At 52.3% G+C, this 21,372-nt stretch carries 28 protein-coding genes and 2 pseudogenes; 27 read left to right on the top strand and 3 right to left on the bottom strand.

Annotated elements, in window-relative coordinates:
- Positions 1 to 158: 158 nt before the first annotated feature.
- The 8 genes and pseudogenes from KWG61_RS13790 (at position 159) to KWG61_RS16535 (ending at position 5,839) form a co-directional block, all read left to right on the top strand.
- The gene (locus KWG61_RS13790; RefSeq protein ID WP_242744316.1) at positions 159 to 416 is read left to right on the top strand and encodes a glycosyltransferase; all 258 of its coding nucleotides are present in this window, start codon (positions 159 to 161) and stop codon (positions 414 to 416) included.
- Positions 317 to 1,297, top strand: a complete 981-nt coding sequence (locus tag KWG61_RS13785) for a glycosyltransferase (RefSeq protein ID WP_367614400.1) — start codon at positions 317 to 319, stop codon at positions 1,295 to 1,297. Before KWG61_RS13790 ends, KWG61_RS13785 begins: the two co-directional genes overlap by 100 nt.
- Positions 1,294 to 2,034, top strand: a complete 741-nt coding sequence (locus KWG61_RS13780) for a glycosyltransferase (RefSeq protein WP_230267639.1) — start codon at positions 1,294 to 1,296, stop codon at positions 2,032 to 2,034. Before KWG61_RS13785 ends, KWG61_RS13780 begins: the two co-directional genes overlap by 4 nt.
- 257 nt (positions 2,035 to 2,291) lie before the next feature.
- A pseudogene (rfbA, locus tag KWG61_RS13775) lies at positions 2,292 to 3,181 on the top strand (glucose-1-phosphate thymidylyltransferase RfbA).
- 70 nt (positions 3,182 to 3,251) lie between these two features.
- Positions 3,252 to 3,836 carry a dTDP-4-dehydrorhamnose 3,5-epimerase gene (gene rfbC / locus KWG61_RS13770; RefSeq protein ID WP_230267641.1) on the top strand — a complete coding sequence of 195 codons (585 nt, stop codon included), beginning with the start codon at positions 3,252 to 3,254 and terminating at the stop codon, positions 3,834 to 3,836.
- A 6-nt stretch (positions 3,837 to 3,842) separates the two neighbouring features.
- Positions 3,843 to 4,877, top strand: a complete 1,035-nt coding sequence (gene rfbB / locus KWG61_RS13765) for a dTDP-glucose 4,6-dehydratase (protein WP_230267642.1) — start codon at positions 3,843 to 3,845, stop codon at positions 4,875 to 4,877.
- Positions 4,878 to 4,985: 108 nt separating this feature from the next.
- Positions 4,986 to 5,357, top strand: a complete 372-nt coding sequence (locus tag KWG61_RS16540; protein ID WP_256460701.1) for a sugar nucleotide-binding protein — start codon at positions 4,986 to 4,988, stop codon at positions 5,355 to 5,357.
- Between the two features lie 38 nt (positions 5,358 to 5,395).
- Positions 5,396 to 5,839 (top strand): sugar nucleotide-binding protein, encoded by a 444-nt coding sequence (locus KWG61_RS16535; RefSeq protein WP_256460700.1) that lies wholly within the window; start codon positions 5,396 to 5,398, stop codon positions 5,837 to 5,839.
- 208 nt (positions 5,840 to 6,047) lie between these two features.
- On the opposite strand, the gene KWG61_RS13755 is transcribed toward KWG61_RS16535, so the two are convergent.
- A complete protein-coding gene (locus tag KWG61_RS13755) occupies positions 6,048 to 7,130 on the bottom strand; it encodes an MraY family glycosyltransferase (RefSeq protein ID WP_230267644.1) in 1,083 nt (360 codons plus the stop codon).
- 240 nt (positions 7,131 to 7,370) lie between these two features.
- On the opposite strand from KWG61_RS13755, the gene KWG61_RS13750 reads away from it, so the two are divergent.
- The 16 genes and pseudogenes from KWG61_RS13750 to KWG61_RS13680 all read left to right on the top strand — a co-directional run bounded on the left by KWG61_RS13750 (position 7,371) and on the right by KWG61_RS13680 (position 15,917).
- Positions 7,371 to 8,924, top strand: a complete 1,554-nt coding sequence (locus KWG61_RS13750; RefSeq protein ID WP_256460699.1) for a YegS/Rv2252/BmrU family lipid kinase — start codon at positions 7,371 to 7,373, stop codon at positions 8,922 to 8,924.
- Positions 8,876 to 9,664 carry an ATP-dependent helicase gene (locus tag KWG61_RS13745; RefSeq protein WP_367614399.1) on the top strand — a complete coding sequence of 263 codons (789 nt, stop codon included), beginning with the start codon at positions 8,876 to 8,878 and terminating at the stop codon, positions 9,662 to 9,664. The genes KWG61_RS13750 and KWG61_RS13745 overlap by 49 nt, the downstream gene beginning before the upstream one ends.
- Positions 9,665 to 9,768: 104 nt before the next feature.
- On the top strand, positions 9,769 to 9,960 hold the full coding sequence (locus KWG61_RS13740; protein WP_242744314.1) for a hypothetical protein: 192 nt from the start codon (positions 9,769 to 9,771) through the stop codon (positions 9,958 to 9,960).
- Positions 9,927 to 10,118: pseudogene (locus tag KWG61_RS13735) on the top strand (3'-5' exonuclease); the annotation flags it as partial. The gene KWG61_RS13740 and the pseudogene KWG61_RS13735, both read left to right, overlap by 34 nt.
- Before the next feature lie 104 nt (positions 10,119 to 10,222).
- The gene (locus KWG61_RS13730; protein WP_242745749.1) at positions 10,223 to 10,450 is read left to right on the top strand and encodes a hypothetical protein; all 228 of its coding nucleotides are present in this window, start codon (positions 10,223 to 10,225) and stop codon (positions 10,448 to 10,450) included.
- Positions 10,447 to 10,572: a hypothetical protein gene (locus KWG61_RS16530; protein WP_256460698.1), complete on the top strand. Its 126-nt coding sequence runs from the start codon at positions 10,447 to 10,449 to the stop codon at positions 10,570 to 10,572. Before KWG61_RS13730 ends, KWG61_RS16530 begins: the two co-directional genes overlap by 4 nt.
- A gap of 142 nt (positions 10,573 to 10,714) precedes the next feature.
- On the top strand, positions 10,715 to 11,176 hold the full coding sequence (locus KWG61_RS13725) for a hypothetical protein (RefSeq protein WP_242744313.1): 462 nt from the start codon (positions 10,715 to 10,717) through the stop codon (positions 11,174 to 11,176).
- Between the two features lie 14 nt (positions 11,177 to 11,190).
- Entirely contained in the window at positions 11,191 to 11,364 is a 174-nt protein-coding gene (locus KWG61_RS13720) for a hypothetical protein (protein ID WP_242744312.1), read from the top strand.
- A gap of 1 nt (position 11,365) precedes the next feature.
- Positions 11,366 to 12,667: a hypothetical protein gene (locus KWG61_RS13715; protein ID WP_242744311.1), complete on the top strand. Its 1,302-nt coding sequence runs from the start codon at positions 11,366 to 11,368 to the stop codon at positions 12,665 to 12,667.
- A gap of 108 nt (positions 12,668 to 12,775) precedes the next feature.
- A complete protein-coding gene (locus KWG61_RS13710; protein ID WP_242744310.1) occupies positions 12,776 to 13,096 on the top strand; it encodes a hypothetical protein in 321 nt (106 codons plus the stop codon).
- On the top strand, positions 13,093 to 13,257 hold the full coding sequence (locus tag KWG61_RS13705; protein WP_242744309.1) for a hypothetical protein: 165 nt from the start codon (positions 13,093 to 13,095) through the stop codon (positions 13,255 to 13,257). The genes KWG61_RS13710 and KWG61_RS13705 overlap by 4 nt, the downstream gene beginning before the upstream one ends.
- A 13-nt stretch (positions 13,258 to 13,270) precedes the next feature.
- Positions 13,271 to 13,429, top strand: coding sequence for a hypothetical protein (locus KWG61_RS13700; RefSeq protein WP_242744308.1), 159 nt, complete (start codon positions 13,271 to 13,273; stop codon positions 13,427 to 13,429).
- A 170-nt stretch (positions 13,430 to 13,599) separates the two neighbouring features.
- A complete protein-coding gene (gene tnpB / locus KWG61_RS13695; RefSeq protein WP_230268547.1) occupies positions 13,600 to 13,986 on the top strand; it encodes an IS66 family insertion sequence element accessory protein TnpB in 387 nt (128 codons plus the stop codon).
- 92 nt (positions 13,987 to 14,078) lie between these two features.
- The gene (locus tag KWG61_RS13690; RefSeq protein ID WP_242744307.1) at positions 14,079 to 14,231 is read left to right on the top strand and encodes a hypothetical protein; all 153 of its coding nucleotides are present in this window, start codon (positions 14,079 to 14,081) and stop codon (positions 14,229 to 14,231) included.
- On the top strand, positions 14,186 to 14,521 hold the full coding sequence (locus KWG61_RS13685; protein WP_242744306.1) for a hypothetical protein: 336 nt from the start codon (positions 14,186 to 14,188) through the stop codon (positions 14,519 to 14,521). Before KWG61_RS13690 ends, KWG61_RS13685 begins: the two co-directional genes overlap by 46 nt.
- 37 nt (positions 14,522 to 14,558) lie before the next feature.
- Entirely contained in the window at positions 14,559 to 15,917 is a 1,359-nt protein-coding gene (locus tag KWG61_RS13680; RefSeq protein ID WP_242743384.1) for a transposase, read from the top strand.
- 52 nt (positions 15,918 to 15,969) lie between these two features.
- Here KWG61_RS13680 and KWG61_RS13675 read toward each other — a convergent pair whose 3' ends face one another.
- Both KWG61_RS13675 and KWG61_RS13670 read right to left on the bottom strand, forming a co-directional pair.
- A complete protein-coding gene (locus tag KWG61_RS13675) occupies positions 15,970 to 16,950 on the bottom strand; it encodes a protein phosphatase 2C domain-containing protein (protein WP_242744305.1) in 981 nt (326 codons plus the stop codon).
- Positions 16,916 to 17,779, bottom strand: coding sequence for an HAD hydrolase family protein (locus KWG61_RS13670; protein ID WP_242744304.1), 864 nt, complete (start codon positions 17,777 to 17,779; stop codon positions 16,916 to 16,918). The genes KWG61_RS13675 and KWG61_RS13670 overlap by 35 nt, the downstream gene beginning before the upstream one ends.
- Before the next feature lie 218 nt (positions 17,780 to 17,997).
- Between KWG61_RS13670 and KWG61_RS13665 the strand changes: the two genes are divergently transcribed.
- From KWG61_RS13665 to KWG61_RS16520, 3 genes are all read left to right on the top strand, one after another.
- Positions 17,998 to 19,080, top strand: coding sequence for a GYF domain-containing protein (locus KWG61_RS13665; RefSeq protein WP_242744303.1), 1,083 nt, complete (start codon positions 17,998 to 18,000; stop codon positions 19,078 to 19,080).
- A 350-nt stretch (positions 19,081 to 19,430) separates the two neighbouring features.
- Complete coding sequence (locus KWG61_RS16525) at positions 19,431 to 20,084, top strand: GH25 family lysozyme (RefSeq protein WP_256460697.1); 654 nt, start codon at positions 19,431 to 19,433, stop codon at positions 20,082 to 20,084.
- The gene (locus tag KWG61_RS16520; protein WP_256460696.1) at positions 20,048 to 21,064 is read left to right on the top strand and encodes a GH25 family lysozyme; all 1,017 of its coding nucleotides are present in this window, start codon (positions 20,048 to 20,050) and stop codon (positions 21,062 to 21,064) included. Before KWG61_RS16525 ends, KWG61_RS16520 begins: the two co-directional genes overlap by 37 nt.
- Positions 21,065 to 21,372 lie beyond the last annotated feature (308 nt).

Genomic DNA, 21,372 nt, shown 5'->3' with positions numbered 1-21,372 from the left:
AGGCAGAAATGGATTTTCCATCCCCCAGAAAAATTCAAAGTGTGGCCCGCGGCTATGCATCGAATTTTTCAAAGGAAAATCCGCAGTCGATCTTCTTTTCATTTTGTTTTATCCTTTGCGGCGCAGACTGGCGCTGCAGTCTGGTACAAGGAGGCTTCATGAACCCATCGAATCCCATTCGCCTGTCTCTGGCGATGACCACATATAACGCAGAAGTGTATCTGATCGAACAGCTCGAGTCGATCCGTCTGCAGACGATGCCTTTTGATGAAGTCGTCATCGTTGATGATGCTTCCAGAGATCACACCGTCGAAAAATCCGCGAATATATCGCCACATACCATCTCGCCGGCCGCTGGTTTCTGCACGTCCATACCGAGAACACCGGCTTTGTCCGCGCCTTTCGTGATGCGCTGAGCCGCACGCGGGGCGAATATATTTTTCTGAGCGATCACGATGACATCTGGAAACCAGAAAAAGTCGAACACATGATGAAGATGTTTGATAAGCATGTGGAACTGCTGGCGCTCGCTTCTTCCTTTTCGCTGATTGATGCCCAGGACCGTCCAATCGAAGGCAAGTCGAGCAGCCGGCGAAGCAACCATAATCTCATTCGCCGTCCGCTGCCGCGCGGCCAGTTTTCGTGGCTGACCTTTGAAGATCTGATGGGCTACAACGTCTCGCCAGGATGTACGCTCGCGCTGACCAGGCGGCTGAAGGATGAGTACCTGTCTACGCCGGTCGATATGAATCTGCCCCATGACTGGGCGATCTGCGCGATCGCAGCCATTCAGAACGGTCTGGGCTATCTCGACGAGGAACTGATGGGCTATCGCCAGTACCCCGGCAACACGCTCGGTCTCACTCGCCGCAGCGACTACGAAAGCCGTCTGCATGCTTCGTGGCAGGACTATCTCCAGAAAGAAGCGCTCCTCTCGCTGACGCTTCAGTTTCAGGCCGAGCTGCAGATGATCGAAAAGATGGAAGAAGTCCGCTCGTTTTACGCGCAGAGAGCCCAGGCGCTCAGCCACCGCTCCCTGTTTGAACTCAGCTCGCTTCTGCTTTCCCATCAGGGCAGCGGATTCCGCCTGACGCTTGGCATGGACATCAAATCCATTCTTTCTTCTTCCTCTTCTTCCGCTACTGCGCAGCAGGAAGCCAGAGCGTTCAATCCGATCGATCCATCCTCCAGAAAAGAAGAAAAAGAAGCAGAAACCGATCCGAAAGGAAACCGCCCGCAAAATGAAACGGATCGGAAAAAGGCAGCCCGAAAAGCGGACGGAAAGGCGGACGCATGAGTTCGAGACTGTCCATTTCGGTCGTTCTGGCTACCTATAAAGGCGCACCCTGGCTGAACGCGCAGCTCGATTCCATTGCCGATCAGCTATGGGTCGGCGATGAGCTGATCATCAGCTGCGATGGCGGTTTAAGCGAAGATCTTGAAATCGCGGAACGCTTTGCCAAAGCCCATCCGGATTTGCGGATCCGTATTTTAAGCGGCCCGGGTCTTGGCGTCGTGCGCAACTTTGAATTTGCGCTCAGTCAGGCAAGACGGGAAATTATCGTGTTCTGCGATCAGGATGATGTCTGGAAACCGGGCAAGCTCGACTTATACCGTCACGGCTTTCGCGAAGAGAACGTCATGGCGATGCTTCACGATGCCTCGATATGCGATGCTGATCTTCACGTGATTGAACCTTCCTTTTATCAAAGCCACGGCTCGAAGGAAGGATTCTGGAACAATCTGCTTCGCAATTCGATGATCGGCTGCTGCATGGCAGTGCGAAAGGAAGTCGTGGACGCAAGCCTTCCCTTTGGAAAGATTCCCATGCACGATCAGTTTCTGGGCCTGCAGGCCTATCGCATGGGCAAGGTGGTTTTCAGCCCGAAAAACTGTCTGGACTATCGACGGCATGGAAACAACGCGTCTTCGCTCAAATCGAGTTCTCTGCAAAATCAGATTCAGTGGCGCCTCCAGCTGATCGGCGCGCTGCTTCGCCATCCCGTTCCTAAGCAAAAGGCAAAATCAAGATAAGGAAGAACACGGAGGTCCGGCAATCCGGGCTTTTTACGGAAGTGCGTATCCTCCGAGAAAAAAGCGCCGTGCCTAAAGCTGAACAGATTCGGAATGAGCAGAATTTGGGAAAAATGTGGGAGAAAAATCGCCAGAAAAACCATTAAAAATCCGTGAATGCTCTTACATTTCGTATGTTGTGGGACGTGCGCCGTATCATTTCCCATCTTTTCTTTTTTGGCTAAGATGGAGCTGAACGGAAAAGGAGAACTGAAGAGATGAAAGGCATCATTCTTGCCGGCGGATCCGGAACAAGACTCTATCCATTAACCAAAGTAACCAGCAAACAGCTTCTTCCTGTTTTTGACAAGCCGATGATTTATTATCCAATGTCCATTCTGATGGAAGCTGGCATCCGGGAGATCATGATTATTTCTACCCGGAAGACACGCCTCGCTTTGAGGAACTGCTCGGCGACGGCAGCCAGTTCGGTCTGGAGCTGACGTACAAAGTACAGCCCTCGCCCGATGGACTGGCGCAGGCATTTATTTTAGGCAAAGATTTTATCGAAAACGATTCCGTCGCCATGATTCTTGGCGATAATATTTTCCATGGTCACGGTCTGACCAAACGGCTTGTGGAAGCTGCCGGCAGAGACAGAGGCGCTACGGTATTTGGCTATTATGTAGAAGATCCGGAACGCTTTGGCGTTGTCGAGTTTGACGAAAACGGCAAAGCCGTCAGCCTGGAAGAAAAACCGGCCGAACCGAAATCCAACTATGCGGTTACCGGTCTGTATTTTTATGACAACAAAGTCGTGGATTACGCCGCCCATCTTCAGCCTTCCGCCCGCGGCGAGCTGGAAATTACCGATCTGAACAAGATTTATCTCGATCAGGGCGAACTGAACGTCACCCTGCTTGGCGACGGCTTCACCTGGCTCGACACCGGTACGCATGAATCTCTGGTGGATGCCACCAACTTCGTGAAAACCGTTGAAGAACACCAGCACCGCAAAATTGCCTGCCTGGAGGAAATCGCCTACCGGCAGGGCTGGATCGATCGCGAACAGCTCGAGAAAACGTACGAGATTTACAAGAAAAATCAGTACGGCGCCTATCTCAAAAAGCTGCTCGATCGCAAATACATTGATAAAAACCAGAAATAGCGGTCTGCTCGGAAGAAAAACAGATCCAAAGCCGGACAAAAGGCCGGCCGACATTCAAGAGGAAATAAGCATGAAAGTGATTGAAACGGAAATTCCAGGCGTGCTGATCGTGGAAACCGACGTTTTCGGCGATCATCGCGGCTACTTTACGGAAACCTATTCCAAACCCAAATACGAAAAGCTCGGCATTACGGTCGACTTCGTTCAGGACAACATGTCCTTTTCCGCAGCCGAAGGCACGCTGCGCGGTCTGCACTGGCAGAACCCGCCGTATGCGCAGTCTAAGCTCGTCAGCTGCACGAAGGGGAAAGTCATCGACGTTGCGGTCGATATCCGCAAAGGTTCTCCAACCTTCGGCAAATGGGTTTCCTGCGAACTGTCGGCGGACAACCATCGCCAGTTCTTTATCCCGCAGGGCTTTGCGCACGGCTTTCTGACCCTGACGCCGGATGTGGAATTCCGCTATAAAGTCGACAATGTCTACGACAAGGCATCGGAGGGCAGCATCCGCTATGACGACCCGACCGTCGCCGTCGACTGGGGCATGCTTCTTAATGGACGCGAACCCGTGCTCAGCGACAAGGACCGCATTTCGCCGGTTCTCGAAGACGCCAACAACCTGTTCGTTTACGATGACATGATGAAAGGAAACTAGCCATACATGAAAATTCTCGTTACTGGAGGAGCCGGATTCATCGGTTCCAACTTTGTTGAATACATGGTCAATACGTATCCGGAAGATGAAATCATCAACCTGGACGCGCTGACTTACGCCGGAAATCTGGAAAGTCTCAAGAGCGTAGAAAACAAGCCGAACTACAAGTTTGTCAAAGGCGACATCGCTGATCGTGACTTCATTTTCGATCTGTTTGAAAAGGAACGTCCCGATATCGTCGTGAACTTCGCCGCCGAAAGCCACGTCGACCGCTCGATCGAAGATCCGGAAATCTTCGTAAAATCCAACGTTCTTGGCACAACGACTCTGCTCGATGCCGCAAAAGAATACGGCGTTAAACGTTTCCATCAGGTATCGACCGATGAAGTGTACGGCGACCTGCCGCTCGATCGTCCGGATCTGTTCTTCACGGAATCCACGCCGCTCCATACGAGCTCGCCGTATTCTTCGTCCAAAGCCGCTGCGGACCTGTTCGTTCAGGCGTACCACCGCACGTACGGCCTGCCGACAACGATTTCCCGCTGCTCGAACAACTACGGACCGTACCAGTTCCCGGAAAAGCTCATCCCTCTGATGATCGCCCGCGCGCTCGATAACGAAAGCCTGCCGGTTTACGGCGACGGCGCCAACGTGCGCGACTGGCTGTACGTTCTCGACCACTGCAAGGCCATCGACCTGATCCTGCGCAAAGGCAAGGAAGGCGAAGTCTACAACATCGGCGGCCACAACGAAAAGAGCAACCTCGAAGTCGTTAAGGCGATCCTCAAGGCACTCGACAAGCCGGAATCCCTGATCACATACGTAGCGGACCGTAAAGGTCACGACCGCCGCTATGCGATCGATCCTGCAAAAATCGAAAAAGAACTGGGCTGGGTACCGGAAGAAAACTTCGATACCGGCATCCAGAAAACGTTCCAGTGGTATCTGGACAACCAGGACTGGTGGAAAAACATTCTCAACGGAGAATACAAAAACTACTTCCAGAAAATGTACGTCGACAAAGGAAGAGTCGACCAGTAAAACCGTCTCGCTATTGAGGCATACACGCTTATGAACCCGCAGCCGGAGGGGCGAAACAGCTTCGTCCGTCCGGCTTCTTTTCGTTTTGAGCACAGAGGAGGATTGAAAATGAAAATTCTTGTTACCGGCGCAAAAGGCCAGCTCGGACACGACATCATGGTGCAGGCCAAGGAGCGCGGCATTGACGCCGTCGGCGTCGATGTAGCGGAAATGGACATCACCAGGCAGAATCAGGTTGAAGAAGTCATTTCCCGCGGCGATTACGACGCCGTCATTCACTGCGCCGCCTGGACCCAGGTGGACAAGGGCGAAGAACCCGAACTGTTTGAAACCGTAGAAGCCATCAACGCGACCGGAACCGGCTATATCGCCAAAGTGTGCCGCGAACTCGACATCCCGCTGATGTATTTCTCGACGGACTACGTCTTTGACGGCCAGGGTGCGGAACCGTGGAAAGTGGATGATGAAAAAATCCGCTGAACGTTTATGGCCTGACCAAATCGGAAGGCGAGGACTACGTGTTCCAGAACCCGAAAAACTTCGTTCTGCGCATTTCCTGGGTATTTGGCGCCAACGGCATCAACTTCATCAAGAAAATGATGCAGCTGTCCGAAACCCACGACACCCTTACCGTCGTTGACGATCAGGTCGGTCTGCCGACGTACACATGGGATCTCGCCCGTCTGAGCCTGGATATGATTCAGACCGACAAATACGGCACGTACCATGTGGCCAACAGCGGCGACTACATTTCCTGGTACGATTTTGCCAAGGAAATTTTCGCCCAGACCGGACGTCACGTAAAAGTCATTCCAGTCGGCTCCGATCAGTATCCGGCTAAGGCGAAACGTCCGTCCAACTCCCGCATGGACCTTTCCCGCATCGCTGCAGAAGGCTTTGAACCACTCCCTGCATGGCAGGATGCGCTCGCCCGCTATCTGAAAACTATGGATCTGGCTTAATCTGGCTAAAGCCTGCCTGTTCGAATTTACGAAATTTACGCTCTGTCATCCGGCAGGGCGTTTTTCTTTGGACGATTGGAAAAGGCCGGTCTTCGCGTTTAAAAACCGGCAAAGAAAACGGATGCCCGAAGGCATCCGAAACAAATCAAAGATAAAGCGGGCACGCAAATCCAGATAACAGAAGGAAGACATAGATCTGTTTTTGCGCTTATGCGTTTGGCTCTGGCTTTGGCTTGCACTTGAACAGGGAACGGCAATGTTTCCAGATCCACCGTCCCAGGGAATGGAGCGGATGGAACGATTCGGAAATCATGCCGGTGCGCTCGATGAACAGTTCAATGACGAGCAGAAGAAGCAGGATCAGAACGACACCGGCTTTTCGGCTGTAAATGTAAATGAACGCGCTCATGCCAAACAGGAACGTAATGCCGCACATGATGATGACCGAATTGGTCTGGCCAAACCGCTTGAGCAGCTGATGGTGCAGATGGGATCGGTCCGCCTGATCGACCGGAATGTTATGAATCTTGCGGCGCAGGATCGCGGAGAGCGTATCGATAATCGGCAAAACGAGAAGCAGAATCGGCAGGCCAAGGGTAATGGTTGTCGACGATTTGAATCCGAGAAGGGAAAAGGAAGAAACGATGGAACCCAGAAACAGAGATCCGCAGTCACCCATGAAAATCGAAGCGGGATGCGCGTTGTAGAGCAGAAAGCCAAGTACCGCGCCGGAAAGCATCAAGGAGAGGATGACCATATCGCTGCGCTTGTCGACAAACGAAATCGAACAGATGACGGCCAGCACAATGAGAATCATGCCGCCGCAAAGTCCGTCGAGACCGTCGAGCAGATTGATCGCATTCGTGATGCCGACCACCCAGAGGATGGTGAAGATCGAACAGATCAGATCCGAGCGGATGGCCCAGCCAAAGATGCGCAGGGTATCGACGCGTATGCCGTAGTGAAGCAGAATCAGCGACGCCAGCACCTGCAAAATGAATTTGACCTTGGCCGGAAGATCCACAAAATCGTCAGCAAGACCGATGAAAAACATCATCGAGCTGGCGAGATAAATGCCGAGTATGGAACGGTCCGCCTGCCCGTTGAGCAGCAGCGCACAGGAGAAAGCCAGATAAATGGCTATGCCGCCGATCCGGGAAATACGGCCGTGATGAATGGTACGGTTATTGATTTTCGCCCAGGCATCTGATGGATACGACAGCCGCTTGATCAGGGGAATGAGTGCGGCTGAAATCAGAAAAGGCGTAATGAACGCCATGACAGCAGTCACGGACTTCCTCCTTTCCAGGACAGTGAGAGCCCTTATGCCATTATGACAAAGAAATTCATTTTTGGTATTTCATCCGTTCGCCCGAGTTTGCGACTGTGTCTGTATACGGGTCTGCACAAAGACGACACTCGCAGAGCGTTTCCGGGAAAAGCCGGACGGGGCCAGCGGATTTGGTTATACTGTTCTGTATCAGGATAAGGCGATACGTCTGTTTCAATGTACAGAACTGGGGATTGGACTATGAAAAAGATGCTCCTTCTTTACAATCCTGTGGCCGGAGACCGAAGAATTCAGAACAGCCTCTCCGATCTCGTCAATCAGATGACGGGAATGGGCTATCTGGTTACGGTGTATCCGACACAGAAACCGGGAGATGCCAGCGAAAAGCTGAAAAATCTGGATCTGAGCGGCTGCGACCGTCTGGTCATCTGCGGCGGCGACGGGATGCTGCACGAAGCGCTCAACGGCTGGATGGCTGGAAAAAACATGCCATTGCTGGGCTATATTCCTTCCGGCACCGTCAATGACTTTGCCAACTCGCATGAAATTCCGCTCAAGCTGAGCGAAGCCGCTGAAATTGCGGGCGGCGACTGGTGGGCGCCCATCGATGTCGGTCAGTTTAACGAGGAATATTTTTCCTATGTGGCCGCCTTCGGTCTGGGCACCTCGGTTTCCTATCTGACGGCGCAGGAGCGCAAAAACCGCCTCGGTTCGATCGCCTACGTTCTGGAAGCCCTTGGCCGCGTGGATTTTGCCCATTGGGAAAACAACTGTGAAACGCTGGAAATCGAATGGGAAGGCGGTTCGCTGCAGGGCGACTTTCTGTATGGCATGGTTTCCAATTCCCGCTATATCGCCGGATCGGATCTGTTTACCCGAAACATTTATAACTGGCACGACGGACTGCTCGAGGGTGTCTTTATTAAGCGCCCGATGAATATCAGCGAGCTCAACCAGATCATTTCCTGCCTCATGCGCTCTTCTTTTGACAATCCGCTCATGATGCAGGTGCAGTCGCCCTGGTTCCGGTTGAAAGGGAAAACATCCCGTGGACGCTCGATGGCGAATACGGCGGCGTGCACGATATCGTCGAGGCCCGCGCCGTTTCTTCGGCTCTCAATCTCGCTCTGCCCAAATCGCACGTGCAGGAAGCGGCCGACTGGCTCGCCGCACTCCACCCGGATGTTCCGCTGGCGCTGCCCGAAAATCCCGCGAGTAAGGAAAACGCCCAAGGGGACGGTCCGCATGGAAAATGATCTCATTTTAAATCCGTCGCAGACCGAAGCGGTCGAAGCCATTGAAGGCTACGTCCGGGTTGTTGCGGGCGCCGGTTCCGGAAAGACGCGAACACTCGCCGCCCGGTATGCCTTTCTGATCGAGATCGGCATGATTCCGGAAAGCATTCTGGCAATTACGTTCACGAACAAAGCGGCAGCCGAAATGAAATCGCGCATCCGCTCACTCACCGGAGACGATCAGTGCGGGACGATCTGTACGTTCCATTCGCTCTGTTCGATGATCCTGCGCGAGGAAAGCCACATCATCAGCTATCCGAAATCGTTTGTGGTGCTCGACAACGCGGATATCGATCAGCTTCTGCGGCAGGTGTACGACGAAAAGGGACTGACGCTTCACGACATGACGTTTTCCAAGGCGCGGGACATGATTGAAATCCGCAAGATCAAGGACGAGCCGAACTACCGGGAAGATCTCGTGGCGCTCTCGCCCGCAGCCATTCAGAAAAAATACGAAAACGCGATCGATCCGCAGGATCAGATTTTTACGGGTATCTGAGCGCGCAGAAGAAAAACTTCGGCCTCGACTATAACGATCTGATTTTGCTGACGCTGAAAATCTTTGACGAAAATCCCGATGTCGCCCGCAAGTGGCAGCAGCGGTTTGAATACATCATGGTGGACGAGTTCCAGGACATCGACGGTCTGCAGTACCGCCTGATCGATGCGCTGGCCAAAGTTCATCACAATCTGTTTGTGGTCGGCGATCCCGACCAGACCATTTATACGTGGCGCGGCGCCAACGTACGCCGTCTGCTCGATTTTGATGAACATTTTCATCCGTGCCAGACGGTGCTGCTCAACGAAAACTACCGCTCCACGCCTCAGATTCTGAAGACGGCCAACTCGCTCATTTCCAAAAACGCGAACCGGATCGACAAGGATCTGATACCCTTTCTGCCGGATGGAAAACCGGTGGAAGCCGGTCATTTTGAAACGCCGGAAAAAGAAGCAAAATGGATCGCCTCGCGCATCGCTTCCCGTCATGAGGAAGGCGTGGCGTATCGTGACATGGCCATTTTGTACCGCGCTCATTATTTAACGCGTCCGATTGAAGACGCGCTCATTGCGGCGCACATTCCGTACGCCGTGTATTCGGGCGTGCCGTTTTTCTCGCGTGCGGAAATCAAGACGACGCTCTCGTACTGCCGCATGCTGCTGTACCGGGACGATCTCGACTTTTTGCGCACGATCAACGATCCGCCGCGCAACATTGGAAAAGGCCGCATCGCCTTTTAAAGGACTATGCCGAACAGAGGGAAATCTCGCTCTATCAGGCGCTCGTCGAAAACAGCGAAAGCGACTATTTCGCGTCGACCAAAGCGGCTGAGTATATCGCGGTCGTGGAAGAAACGGTATGGCAGGACCGGCTGATCAGCCAGGTGCTCGATGAAGTGCTTGACCGCTCCGGCTACGAAAAGGAACAGCGCCTGCGCGGCGCCCAGGATCGCCTCGACAATCTTGCCGAACTGAAGCAGGCGGCTGCCGAATTTGAAGTGTCGTGGGAGAAGATACGACGCTCGAATCGTGGCTGAACCAGAACGCGCTCTTTTCCGCTGCTGATGGACAGACGACCAGCGATCAGGTACGCCTGATGACCATTCATACGGCGAAGGGACTGGAATTTGACACCGTCTTTCTGCCGGCGCTCGATGAAGGCATTTTCCCGTCGAGGCAGACGAAAACCCGCCCGCAGATGGAAGAAGAGCGGCGCCTGATGTTTGTCGCCCTGACCCGCGCCAAAAGGAGCTGTATCTCAGCGATGCACAGGGCATCCTGCATTCGGGATCGAATCGCATGCCTTCGCGCTTTCTCTTTGATATCGGGCTGGAAAACGCCGTCTGGCAGCCGCCGATTCCAGAAGATCTCATTCAGGCCGCGACCCGCTTCATCTCGCTGCGCTCCCGTTCTTTAAAAGGGGAGTCGGAAAACGAAAACGAGCTGCAAAGCGGCGATCGCATCGCGCATCCTGTCTTTGGAGAAGGCATCATTCTCGATCTGGATCGACAGGCACAAAAATCGTGATTCAGTTTGATAAACTGAGCACGACGCGTACGCTTTCCCTGCACGCCCGCCTGAAAAAATCGGAGGCGATCCGGAAGCCATTTTGCATTAAGCCTGCGCTTTCTCTTCGAAAAGGCAGATGAAAGATCTCCCGGAGGGTGCAGGACGTATACTCAAAAAGAAAAATAAAACCGCATCTTCTGGATGCGTATGGGGATAGAAAGCCATATCGGCTTTCGTGAAAATACAGCCAGCGGCTGTATGGAAAAGGGGACTGAAAAGGAAATGGATACAGAAAAGAAGCCCGCGGCGCCTGAAAACAGCCAGCCGGAGACTTCGGCGGCCGCAACAGGGGATCGGGCCGCTGGAAGTCCGCCTTTACGGCGAGCAAAAATCAGCGCCTCCAACACGCCAAAAATCGTAAAACCGAAAACGGCGAATGCCAGTACAAATAAAAATGAAACCGAGGCGCATAGTGATGGTGCGATTGATCGTCTGGAACGGGAAAAGCCGCTGACACGTCTGATGGAAGAAGCCGAACGCCAGGAAGAGGCCGGCGAAAGCCCGAAGACAGAAACTGCACCGTTCGGTTCGGAACCCGCCGCCAGTGCGGATTCAAATTCCGATTCGAGTGCGCAAGAGGAAAAAGAGAGCGAAGTATCCAAAGAAGCAAAAACGCCAAAAGCGCCAAAGGGCCTTCCCGCTTTGCCAGACTGGTACGAAAGCCGGGGTTCTGGTGTCTGCTGATCTGCCTGCTTGCCGTGTTCTGGCTGCTCTATTCGATGCTGGAACTCGGTCTGCTGCGTCTTTCGGCCGCCGCCTGGATTGTCGGACTGGCCGCGGCGGCTATGACCGTTGCGGGGTTCTGGTTTTCGAAACCCGAAACCGTCTGTGGTCCATTCCAGCCGTCTTTCTTTGCGTGGCCATTGTCGTAACGTGCTTTTTGGTCAGCGCTATGTGCATTCGATTTCCAGAGAAATCGATCAGCTGAGCGACTATGGTCAGGAATACACGCTGAGCGCCGGATTATACGTACCGAACGCGGTACCGCTCCAGACGATTGACGCTCTGGAAGGCCAGATTGTCGGCGTTCTTGACAGTCGCGGCAACGAAACGAATGAAAAAGTTCTGGACCGTCTGAAAGAAGAAGGCGTGACGGTGCGTACCGAATCGTACAGCACGCTCCAGCAGCTCAACAAAGCCGTTCGCGGCCAGAAAGTACGTGCCGCCATTCTGACGCCGACGGAAATTAAGCTGATTCATGAATTTTCCAATGGACAGACGTCCAACGGCGATCTGACAAGCGCGCTGAACGTCAGCTGGTCGACCGGTCTGGTCGAAGAAAACCAGCCGCTCGATCTCAACACGCAGCCGTATACCGTTCTGGTTTCCGCTTCGGATACGCGGCTGAATACCCAGATGTACACGTCGACAATGACGATGCTGCTGACCGTCAACCCGACGGCGCATCAGGTGCTCGTCACCGTTATTCCGCGCGCGCTGGCTCTGCCGGCCAAATGCGACGGCACGCTGGGCTGTCCGGCCGATGGCGCTGCCGACCGTGCCGGTCTGCTTTCCAATTACACGCTCGAAGCGCAGCGGCAGGCGCTCGAAGAAGAATTCGGCACGTCGATTGATTTTACCGTTCAGGTCGATCTGGCCGCGGTCGTTTCGCTGTTTGATGAAATGGACGGCCTGTATCAGTCGGGCGGACGGGAATACGAAATCGCTTCAGCGATTACGGTCAATCCGGATAAAGGCGTATCCGGACCGAAAATCCGTCAGATTCTCGGCTCCCTGTCCAACTACTCCGGAAACGATTTCGACCAGGAACTGAACCAGTTTGTCATGTTCTGCGATCTTGCCCAGGCCAGAAAGCAGATTTCGTTTACGAACATTCCGTCCCTGCTTCGTATTCTCGACGGATCGATGATCACATCGTTCAACTACGAACAGCTCTGCACGCTCATATGGCAGTACGTTCTTGAACCGGAACCGTTCACGTGCTGGTATTCGACCGTTTCCGGGGAATACCAGACCCAGTATTCCGCCGTTCTTCGCGATTCGGCGTACATGTTAATTCCCGATCCGGAATCGCTGGATCAGGCGAAGACGGCGATTCAGTCCATTCTCAGCGGCCACGAACCGCAGACGTCCCGCATCGAACGAAGCGATGAACCGGCACCGGCTTCCGAACCCAATGCAGAATCGGATCCAGCAGCCCAGCCGGAAACGTAGCCCGAAGCGGCAGAAAACGGCATCGTACAGGATGCGGGAAATGAAGTTCAGCCGGAACTGGTACCGGCCGGACAGTAATCAGCATTAAAAAGAAGTGTGAGGCGCTTTATGTATAAAACCAAAGATCTGTATACCCATGAACATTCCCTGGCCAAAAACTGGCTGGATCAGTTTGAATACCCCTGGCAGGCTTTAGGAAAAATCAATGAACTGATTCTGACGCTGTGTCACGATCTGCCGGCGGAGTATGAAGAAAAGGAACCAGGTATTTTCGTTCATAAAAGTGCAGAGATCGCACCGACCGCGGTTTTAAAAGCACCCTGCATTATCGGTCCGGATACCGAAGTGCGTCCAGGAGCCTTCATTCGCGGCAACGCGCTCGTCGGTGCGCACTGCGTGGTCGGCAACTCCACCGAATTAAAAACGTGATCCTTTTTGATCACGTTCAGGTTCCGCATTACAACTACGTCGGCGATTCCATTCTCGGCTATCGCTCGCATATGGGCGCAGGCTCGATTACGTCCAATGTAAAAGCGACAAGTCGCTGGTTGTCGTCAGCGACGGCAAGGAAAAAATCGAAACCGGTCTGAAAAATTTGGCGCCATGCTGGGCGACGATGTAGAAGTCGGCTGCAATTCCGTTCTCAATCCGGGAACGGTAATCGGCCGCCATACGAACATTTATCCGCTCTCGAGTGTCCGTCATGTGATCCCTGCCAATTCGATTTTCAAGGACAAGGATCATATCGTCTCGAAAAAGTAACGCGCATACGAATCCGTATCCATTCAAAAGAAAGTAGTCTTTGTCTCGGTTTCTGCCAAAGCGAGGACTGCTTTTTGTTTTGGCCAAAAAGCCGGTAAGCGTCAAATAAAAGACGGGTATTTTCTCGACCGCCTCCTTGGGATAATTCCTTTATTCAAGGAGGCTTTTTCATGGAATCAATCATCCCTGCAATCGATCTCGGTATCGATTTCTCCAAAGTTAAAAACATCTATCTGGCTCAGATGCCTGCTGACCTTCGCAAAGGAATTGACGGTTACGTCTCCCTGGTTCAAGGACCTCTCGCTCTGGATCCGCTGGATGGATCCCTCTTTCTCTTCGTTAATCGACAGAAGAACAAGATCAAAGGTATCCTTCGTGACGGAAATGGATTCTGGCTTGTTTATAAGCGACTCTCCAGATCTTCCCTTCAGTGGCCTGTCAGCACTGACCAGTCCGACTTCATGCGAATTGACTGTTCGCAGCTGGCTTCTCTGCTTTCCGGTCTGTCGATTGTTCCCCAGCCGGCATTTCTGCCACGAACTTATAAGTATGTTTAAACCAATTTAAAAGGATGATTTTCTTGAAGGAATATCAAGATAAATCATCCCATTTACTTTATCTATCGCTCTAAATATGTTAAAATTAATACATGAATGTGCCGAACCCTTACCAGACAATCCGCAACGAGCTCCTCGAAGATCTTCATCATCAGATCAGCACCATGACGGAAGAAAGAAAGACAAATTTATTGAGGATATGTACCTGGATCTCTATTTCGCTAAAGAAATCAATAAAGCCGTGAAAAGCGGCCGCTTTGGTCCTTCTACGGAAAAGATGGTTCCCTTGAAACTGGATTACTCTGAAAACGAGGACGGCGGCCCAGATATCAATATTCTGAATAAACAGCTGGCTCAGCTTGATCTGAAAGCCGATGTTTGTTTTAACCGGGCTGCGAAATATCAGGAAGAGGGAGACCGCTATCGTAAAGAAGCTGAAGATTTAAAGCTCAGTTCTGTTGAAGGAAGCAAGAAAAACCTTCCACCAAGTGCAGAAAGCAGGAAGCGGTCAAAGAAACCACTACCTTCAGTGTAGAAGGGAAAAGCGCATTTGCCCAGTTTGCGGCTGTGAGATGAAAACTGTTGGAATGAAACGTCACTATAGGATTCATCGGATTCCCGCTCGCTATAGGCTGGAAGAAGTGCTGCGTGAGACAGTCGCGTGCCCAAACAAGTGTACGGATGAAAACGGGAAAGCCATCATCCGCACCGCCGAACCTGACGAGCCTGCACTGATCGACAAGAGTGTCGCAACTTCCTCTATGGTCGCGGGAATTGCCTACGATAAGTTCGTAATGGGAACCCCGGCCTATCGTCAGGAAAAGCACCTGAGTCTCACGGGACTGCCGATCAGCCGTCAGACCATGGGCAACATCCTGGAAAAAACTTACGATCTTTATCTGAAGCCCCTCGTAAAACAAATGATTGAGGATCTCCCAAACTGTAACGTCGTCCATATGGATGAGACGGTTTTAAAGTGCACGGAGGTTAAAGATCGAAAACAGTCTTCTATGGTTGTCGCCGTCAGCGGAATCTATGAAGAGAACCAGATGGCTGTCTATAAGTTTTTCCCTTACAAGAAACAGGAGTTCGTAATCGCCCTCCTTGGCGGTTCTTTTCGTCATGCCCTTATGACAGACGGGCTTTATGCATATGCCAACTACTATGGCCCCTGCAGAAAGCTCAACTGTATGGCCCATGCGAGAAGAAAGATCTTCGAAGCCATCAAAGTCCGGTCAGACTTCGCGCAGTATCAGGCAGACGTCCTGAAGTGGGAAAAGACCACACTGGAGAACGACGAAGAGGCCGCAGAAGCGGCAGCCCAGCTGGACGAAACAGAGAGACCCGAACCCAGTCCGGGTCTCCAGATTCTGCTCACAGCCCTGTCTCTGTTCGGGAAGCTCTACCACATCGAATCCCACGTTGCTTCTTACTCGCACGAGGCGAGAACCGAAGTTCGGCAGGAACTTTCAAAGCCCTGCTTTGAAAGACTCACAAGAGTCATGATGGAGATTCAGAGTGGATTCGAGGAAAGAAGCACCGCCTACAGAGCAGCCAAGTACTTCATGGATCGAGCGAACTCGTTGGGAAGGTACCTGGAAGACGGTGATTATCCGATCGACAATAATGTGGCAGAAAGAGCCGTAAAGCCATTCGTGATCAATCGCAAAAACTTCCAGACTACGAAGAGTATCAAAGGTGCGGAAGTCGTCGCAGCGTTTATGACTTTGTTTCGATCGGCTGAAATGAACGACTTAAATCCAGAGCGCTACATGGAGTACGTTCTGGATGAACTCAAATGGTTCAAAGACGATGAAATCGCGGTAGATGTATTGAAGTCACTTCTGCCGTATTCAAAGGATTTACCTGAATATCTTCGAATTGGATACCGTGGACCGGATCCGAAGTATGAAGAAAACGATGAAGAATAAAAAATACGCCAAGCGGGATCTCGAAAGGGATCCCGTTTAGCGTATCTAATATTCAGTCTCGCGTATACCCGTCGATTGTTTGACACTTACAAAAGCCGCCGGCAAAATCGATGTTAAAAAGCAGCGACGAAAAAGTGTATGAAAAAGGGGCCGTAAAAGGCACCCTCTTCAGTATTATCGTTTCATTTTGCGAGATCGGACTGCAGGTTTTGAGAGCCTCTTTTGCATCGACCGCCATAAGAGACGTATCGTCCCGCTTTTTCAGGCGCAGAAGCGCTCTGGCATCGGGATCTTCTTCCTGCAGCGACCAGAGAAGATCCATGGCGCCTGCGGGATCGTTTTGCAGCCTTATAACAAAATCGTCATCGCTTTCGTGAAGAAAACCCTGCAGCTGATCGAAGCCGTCGCTGTACAGCGCAAATCCGTTTACTTCGTCAAAGGGAATGGAACCCGTCAGCGGGGCAAACCAGCTGGCGTTCAGATCGACAATCGGATAGCCGCCTTCTGGATTGTTTTTGCGGGCGCGGTTGGCGATGAGCATGGACTGAATTTCGGGAAGCGCCCGAAGCGCTTTTAAGGAAAGATCGTCGTTTTGACGGATTCGGGCCATCGCTTCCAGAACCTTATTGTCAAAGAAACCGACACGCTCGTCGACCAGACGAAGCGGACGATCCTTTAAGGCAAACAGCAGCGGACTGTCGCCCAGAATGAAATATTCAAAGGCCTGGGTACGCTTACTGGCGCGCACGATGCTTACGGTACAGGAAGGCATTTCGTCTTCGGGGCACTCTCCAAACGCTGCGGAAAGCTCATTTAGAATGATTTTGAGAATCGATTCGATGGACGCGTCCAGATTTTCAAAGCGTTTCGCGGATCGGGCAATGGACCGCGCCAGCCACGCCGCGTCCGATCCCGTCTGCATGCGATTGCCGCCCTTGAGCGCGCTCGCTCCGTCCGCAATCAGCCAGACTGACGAAGAGATGCCCAGCGCGTCTTCGTTAACGGGCTTTTCCGTTCGGCTTTCGAAAAACACAGGCTTTCTCCATGAGCAGGACGTTGATCATATAGGCGATTCCGTTTTGTCCCGCGTTGTACTTGGTCGTTCTTCGGCAGACATCGATGACGGATTTCGGGCTGTTTTTCATCGCGATGCCAAACGTTTCCTTCAGCAGCGCTTTTTCAACACTCAGCGAGCCGAAGCAGAGCGTCTGTTCGGCTGAGAAATGAAATTCCTTCTGGGCCAGTGCAAAGGCTTCGCAAAGCGAACTGCCGCGCGGGTAAATTTCCAGAACGGTCGGGAAGACGCGGCAGACCGGATAGGCTTCGAGCTCTTTCTTGCGGCGGATCCGGTTGATCAGCGCCTTGGAGCTGATCAGAAGCAGACGGTGATAGGACGATTCCGATTTGAGCGTATTGAAATCGACGGAACGAACCGGGTAGAGGTGCTCGCGCAAAGCGAACAGAAAAGCGTACGTTCCCGGATGATCGCACAGGTAGCGGCGGCCGCTGTCGATGATGCGGGCGCAGGGGATTTTCAGAGAAAGGTCGGATTCCAGCGTCGACAGACTCGTCAGCAGTTCGCAGGCTTCTTTTGGATTAAACGCGTGCAGGCTGATGATCTTTTTCAGGCAGGGAAACGTACTGGCTGCCTTCGGCGGCAAGAACGTAGGAAAAATCCTGTCGATTCGTTTGCGCTCCAGAAAATGAAGAACCCAGCGGGCATCGCGCTGAGAACACAGACCAAGGACGATCCCCTTGGAATGCAGATCTTCGAGAATGGACATGGTGGCTGGAGGAATGTCTCCAAACTGGTTGAGAAGCGTATTTTCAAGTCCGATCAGGACAGAATGAATGATTTGCATGTTCTTATTCTATCAAGTTTGGCTGAGCGTGCACGAATCCGAAAAAGAAGAAAACGGTCGAACCGGTCCGGTAAAAGAGGGAAAGCTTTTATCCTCCTGTTCACGATCGGGAAATTTTCAGGAAAAAGACAGCCCGTTAAGATTATTTTCATGTTTCTGTGGCACAATTTCTGTGAAATTCCCAAAGCCCCCGCCTTGGGAGTGTTCTGTATACAGCGATGGAAACGATGTTCCGGCAAACAGACCGGACCGTTATCGCTCTGCTTATTGAAAATAAGGAGTTTTCACATGAAAAATGTCCAAATTGTCAGACGGAAAACCTGGATACCAGCCGGTTCTGCAATGAGTGCGGGACGCGTCTTCCGGATTCTGAAAATAAAACGGAAACCAAAAGCACGGAGGCCTGGTACTACGTCGAAGACGGTGCCTCCAAAGGTCCTTTTTCCAAAGACGATTTCCTGAATCGGATCGTTTCAGGCGACCTCGGTCCGGATACGTACGTGTGGACGCGTGGCATGAAAGAATGGACCCGCCTGAAATCCACACCGCTCTATCAGGAAAGTGAGCCTGCTGAAATGCCGGCCGAGCCCGAAACCGCTGCAGCGTCCAGTACGAACGCCTTTACGGATACGAGCACGCCGCAGAGTACCCAGACCAGCATGTCCGGTTCCTATTCTTCGACTACTGAAACGTATGGCGACAGCTCGCAGGCGCAGGAATGGTACTACGCTGTAAACGGCCGCTCCTATGGACCGTTCTCGGAAACGGTTATGATCGGCTACATCCGTCAGGGTATTCTTGACGGCGAATCCCTTGTCTGGAAAAGCGATTTTGAAGACTGGAGAAACCTTTCCGCTACCGAACTGCGCGCCTATCTGCCTGCGCAGTCGACTGCGCCGCGCCGTTCCCAGCCGGATCTTCGCTCGAACGCAGGCAATTCTTCCACCGCCTACATTACCCCGCGCAACCCCGTACTGTATCTGCTCGGAAGCATTCTGACCTGCGGTATTTTCAGTATCGTCTGGCTCTATCTGCTCGTAGAAGACTCCAATCGTCTTGCTGCAGCCAAAGGCCAGCCGCATGGACCGTCTGCCATGTCGGTTATCCTGCTGACGATCGTGACTTGCGGTCTGTACCTCATCTACTACTTCTACAAGCTGGGTAACCTGCTGTATGACTGCTCCGGCCGTCGTCAGTCCAACAACGCGGTACTCATGCTGATTTTGTCGATCTTCGGTCTCGATGTCGTTTCCATGATGATCGCGCAGGATCAGATCAATACCATCATTTCGCAAGACTAGTTTTGCATCACCTTTTCGAACCTGGCCAGTCCTGTTTTGGGACTGGCTTTTTGTTTCCAATTCAGTCAGGGAAGGCAGCCAGAGAAAAACGCAGCGAGAAGAGAAACCTTCAGCCGAAGAAGAACGAGTCTATGAAGAAAAGGCACATGGTTTTGGCTGCTCTGCCGCTGCGCTTAAAATGTCTTTCGAATCTTGATTTCAGGACTGTACAAACTTTACAATGAAACGGCTTCCTCTCTGCCCGCGACCTGACTTTCAGCCGGGTTGACGAGCCCGCGAGGGAAAAGCGCAGCAGAGAAATTTGAATCCAGCGCAAAAAATTTCATCAAAAACGCGCAAAAGGAGATTGCATGATGAACTATAAAACAACACGAAACAGGCTTCTGCAGGCCTCGCTGGCCGGCGGTCTGGTGCTGGGCGGCCTTCCTGTGCATGCGCAGGACATTCAGCCTATGGAAGAAACGCACACCTCCTCCATGCCGCAGACGGGCAGCCCTTCGCAGGACGTATCCTCCATGCCGCTTGAACCGTCTTCCACACCGGACAACACTCCATCCGATAACACTGCGCCTTCCGCTCCGACTGCTGATCCGGCCGCTCCAGAAACGCCGGCAGTCATAACAGAGGAAATCGTGGAAGAAGCGAGCGAACAGGAGGAAGACAAGCCGTCCATGCCTCTTCCGCTCGACAATCACCGCAAGAGCGACGTGAAGCTCAACGGTATTGACATTTCCCGCTGGCAGGACGGTATCGATCCGGCGGCCATGGATGCGGATTTTATCATCTGCAAGGCATCCGGCGGCAACGGCTACCGGGATCCGAAATTTTACGAGTACGCCTCGAGCATTCTTGAAAGCGGCAAGCTGTTTGGCTTTTACCACTTTGCGCATGATCGCGGCTGCGAAGACACGCCGGAAAAGGAAGCTGATTTTTTTACCGCACAACCCGTGCCTACATCGGCAAGGGCGTGCCGATTCTCGACTTTGAAGCGCGCGATCTGTTAAGCGCGAAAGATACCGACTGGGCGTACCGCTTTGTGAAAGCCTACTACAGTCTGTCCGGCATGAAGTGCATGATTTACATGAGCAGCTATTACACCCGGACGCTGGACTGGAGCCGTCTGGCGGAAGAAGGGTATCCCCTCTGGGTCGCCAACTATGGCCAGAACGAAGTGCAGAACGGCTATCGGGAAAATACGTTTACCGACAGGGCCGGTACGGGCGCCTTTGAGGAATACTGGATGCACCAGTATTCGTCGAGAGGCCGTCTGGAAGGCTACGACGGCGATCTCGATCTCAACAAGTTTTTCGGTTCCGCCGAAGACTGGAAATCGTTATGCACGGTAAACGAAGTGCCTAAGACGATGTATCGCGTCTACAACCCGAATTCCGGCGAACATTTTTACACCGCCGACCGCAACGAATGGGCCTTCTTGTGCGATGCGGGCTGGAAAGATGAAGGCACCGCCTGGCAGCTTCCAGCGACGGGCGAGCCGGTTTTCCGCCTGTACAACCCGAATGCGGGCGACCACCATTACACAATGGATGCCAAAGAGAAAGACGGCCTGATTCGAGCCGGCTGGACGTACGAAGGCATCGGCTGGTATTCCGATCTGAAGGAAGGCACGCCGGTTTACCGTGTCTATAACCCGAATGCCAGAACGGGCTCGCACCACTTCACTACGGATTCCAACGAATACAGCTATCTGAAAAAAGCCGGCTGGAATCAGGAAGGCATTGCCTGGTACGGCACAGTCGAGGAGAGCAAAGAAGAAAAGACGGTGCGTGAAAACTGGATTTCTTCCTCCGAGCACAATAACAGTTCCTCGCAGAACAAATCGATTCGCGTGGAAACACCCGAACTCAACACCGCATCCAAACGCCGGGCAACCTATCCAGAACGCCCCGGCGAGAACAAAGATACAAAATCGTCCATAACCGTTTCTTCCAATCCCAACGGCATGAAAATTCACGTCCAGGATTAGCGAACCGCAAAAACGAAATTGTGATCGGAATCCGGATTTGCAAAATTCGAATCCGATTTCTGATCCTCACTGCATACGAAAAGGCTTTGTCTGCCTGCTGCTCGCATTGAACAGCCAGGCGGCAAAGCCTTTTTGCGAAAGAAAGAAAGTCCAGAAAGAAAAATCTGAACAGAAAAAATCCGGACAGAGAAAAAGAATGCCGGCACAAAGGACGACATTCTTAAAAGTTCAGAACACCGGATGAAAATCCGTAAAGGAGAATTGATCTTCGTTCTATTTTCCAGAAACTGTTCGAATAGAATCGGAAC

It is taken from the genome of Allobaculum sp. Allo2 (assembly GCF_022701175.1).
In the GTDB taxonomy this organism is placed as follows: Bacteria; Bacillota_I; Bacilli_A; order Erysipelotrichales; family Erysipelotrichaceae; genus Allobaculum; species Allobaculum fili.
This window is presented reverse-complemented; position numbering and strand designations above follow the sequence as displayed.

Excerpts from the sequence above, each read along its gene's own strand:
- KWG61_RS13790 (WP_242744316.1), top strand. The coding sequence starts at position 159 with ATGAACCCATCGAATCCCATTCGCCTGTCTCTGGCGATGACCACATAT.
- KWG61_RS13780 (WP_230267639.1), top strand. The coding sequence starts at position 1,294 with ATGAGTTCGAGACTGTCCATTTCGGTCGTTCTGGCTACCTATAAAGGC.
- rfbC (WP_230267641.1), top strand. The coding sequence starts at position 3,252 with ATGAAAGTGATTGAAACGGAAATTCCAGGCGTGCTGATCGTGGAAACC.
- rfbB (WP_230267642.1), top strand. The coding sequence starts at position 3,843 with ATGAAAATTCTCGTTACTGGAGGAGCCGGATTCATCGGTTCCAACTTT.
- KWG61_RS16540 (WP_256460701.1), top strand. The coding sequence starts at position 4,986 with ATGAAAATTCTTGTTACCGGCGCAAAAGGCCAGCTCGGACACGACATC.
- KWG61_RS13750 (WP_256460699.1), top strand. The coding sequence starts at position 7,371 with ATGAAAAAGATGCTCCTTCTTTACAATCCTGTGGCCGGAGACCGAAGA.
- KWG61_RS13730 (WP_242745749.1), top strand. The coding sequence starts at position 10,223 with ATGCCTTCGCGCTTTCTCTTTGATATCGGGCTGGAAAACGCCGTCTGG.
- KWG61_RS13725 (WP_242744313.1), top strand. The coding sequence starts at position 10,715 with ATGGATACAGAAAAGAAGCCCGCGGCGCCTGAAAACAGCCAGCCGGAG.
- KWG61_RS13710 (WP_242744310.1), top strand. The coding sequence starts at position 12,776 with ATGTATAAAACCAAAGATCTGTATACCCATGAACATTCCCTGGCCAAA.
- KWG61_RS13700 (WP_242744308.1), top strand. The coding sequence starts at position 13,271 with ATGCTGGGCGACGATGTAGAAGTCGGCTGCAATTCCGTTCTCAATCCG.
- tnpB (WP_230268547.1), top strand. The coding sequence starts at position 13,600 with ATGGAATCAATCATCCCTGCAATCGATCTCGGTATCGATTTCTCCAAA.
- KWG61_RS13690 (WP_242744307.1), top strand. The coding sequence starts at position 14,079 with ATGAATGTGCCGAACCCTTACCAGACAATCCGCAACGAGCTCCTCGAA.
- KWG61_RS13685 (WP_242744306.1), top strand. The coding sequence starts at position 14,186 with ATGTACCTGGATCTCTATTTCGCTAAAGAAATCAATAAAGCCGTGAAA.
- KWG61_RS13680 (WP_242743384.1), top strand. The coding sequence starts at position 14,559 with ATGAAAACTGTTGGAATGAAACGTCACTATAGGATTCATCGGATTCCC.
- KWG61_RS13670 (WP_242744304.1), bottom strand. The coding sequence starts at position 17,779 with ATGCAAATCATTCATTCTGTCCTGATCGGACTTGAAAATACGCTTCTC.
- KWG61_RS13665 (WP_242744303.1), top strand. The coding sequence starts at position 17,998 with ATGGAAACGATGTTCCGGCAAACAGACCGGACCGTTATCGCTCTGCTT.
- KWG61_RS16525 (WP_256460697.1), top strand. The coding sequence starts at position 19,431 with ATGATGAACTATAAAACAACACGAAACAGGCTTCTGCAGGCCTCGCTG.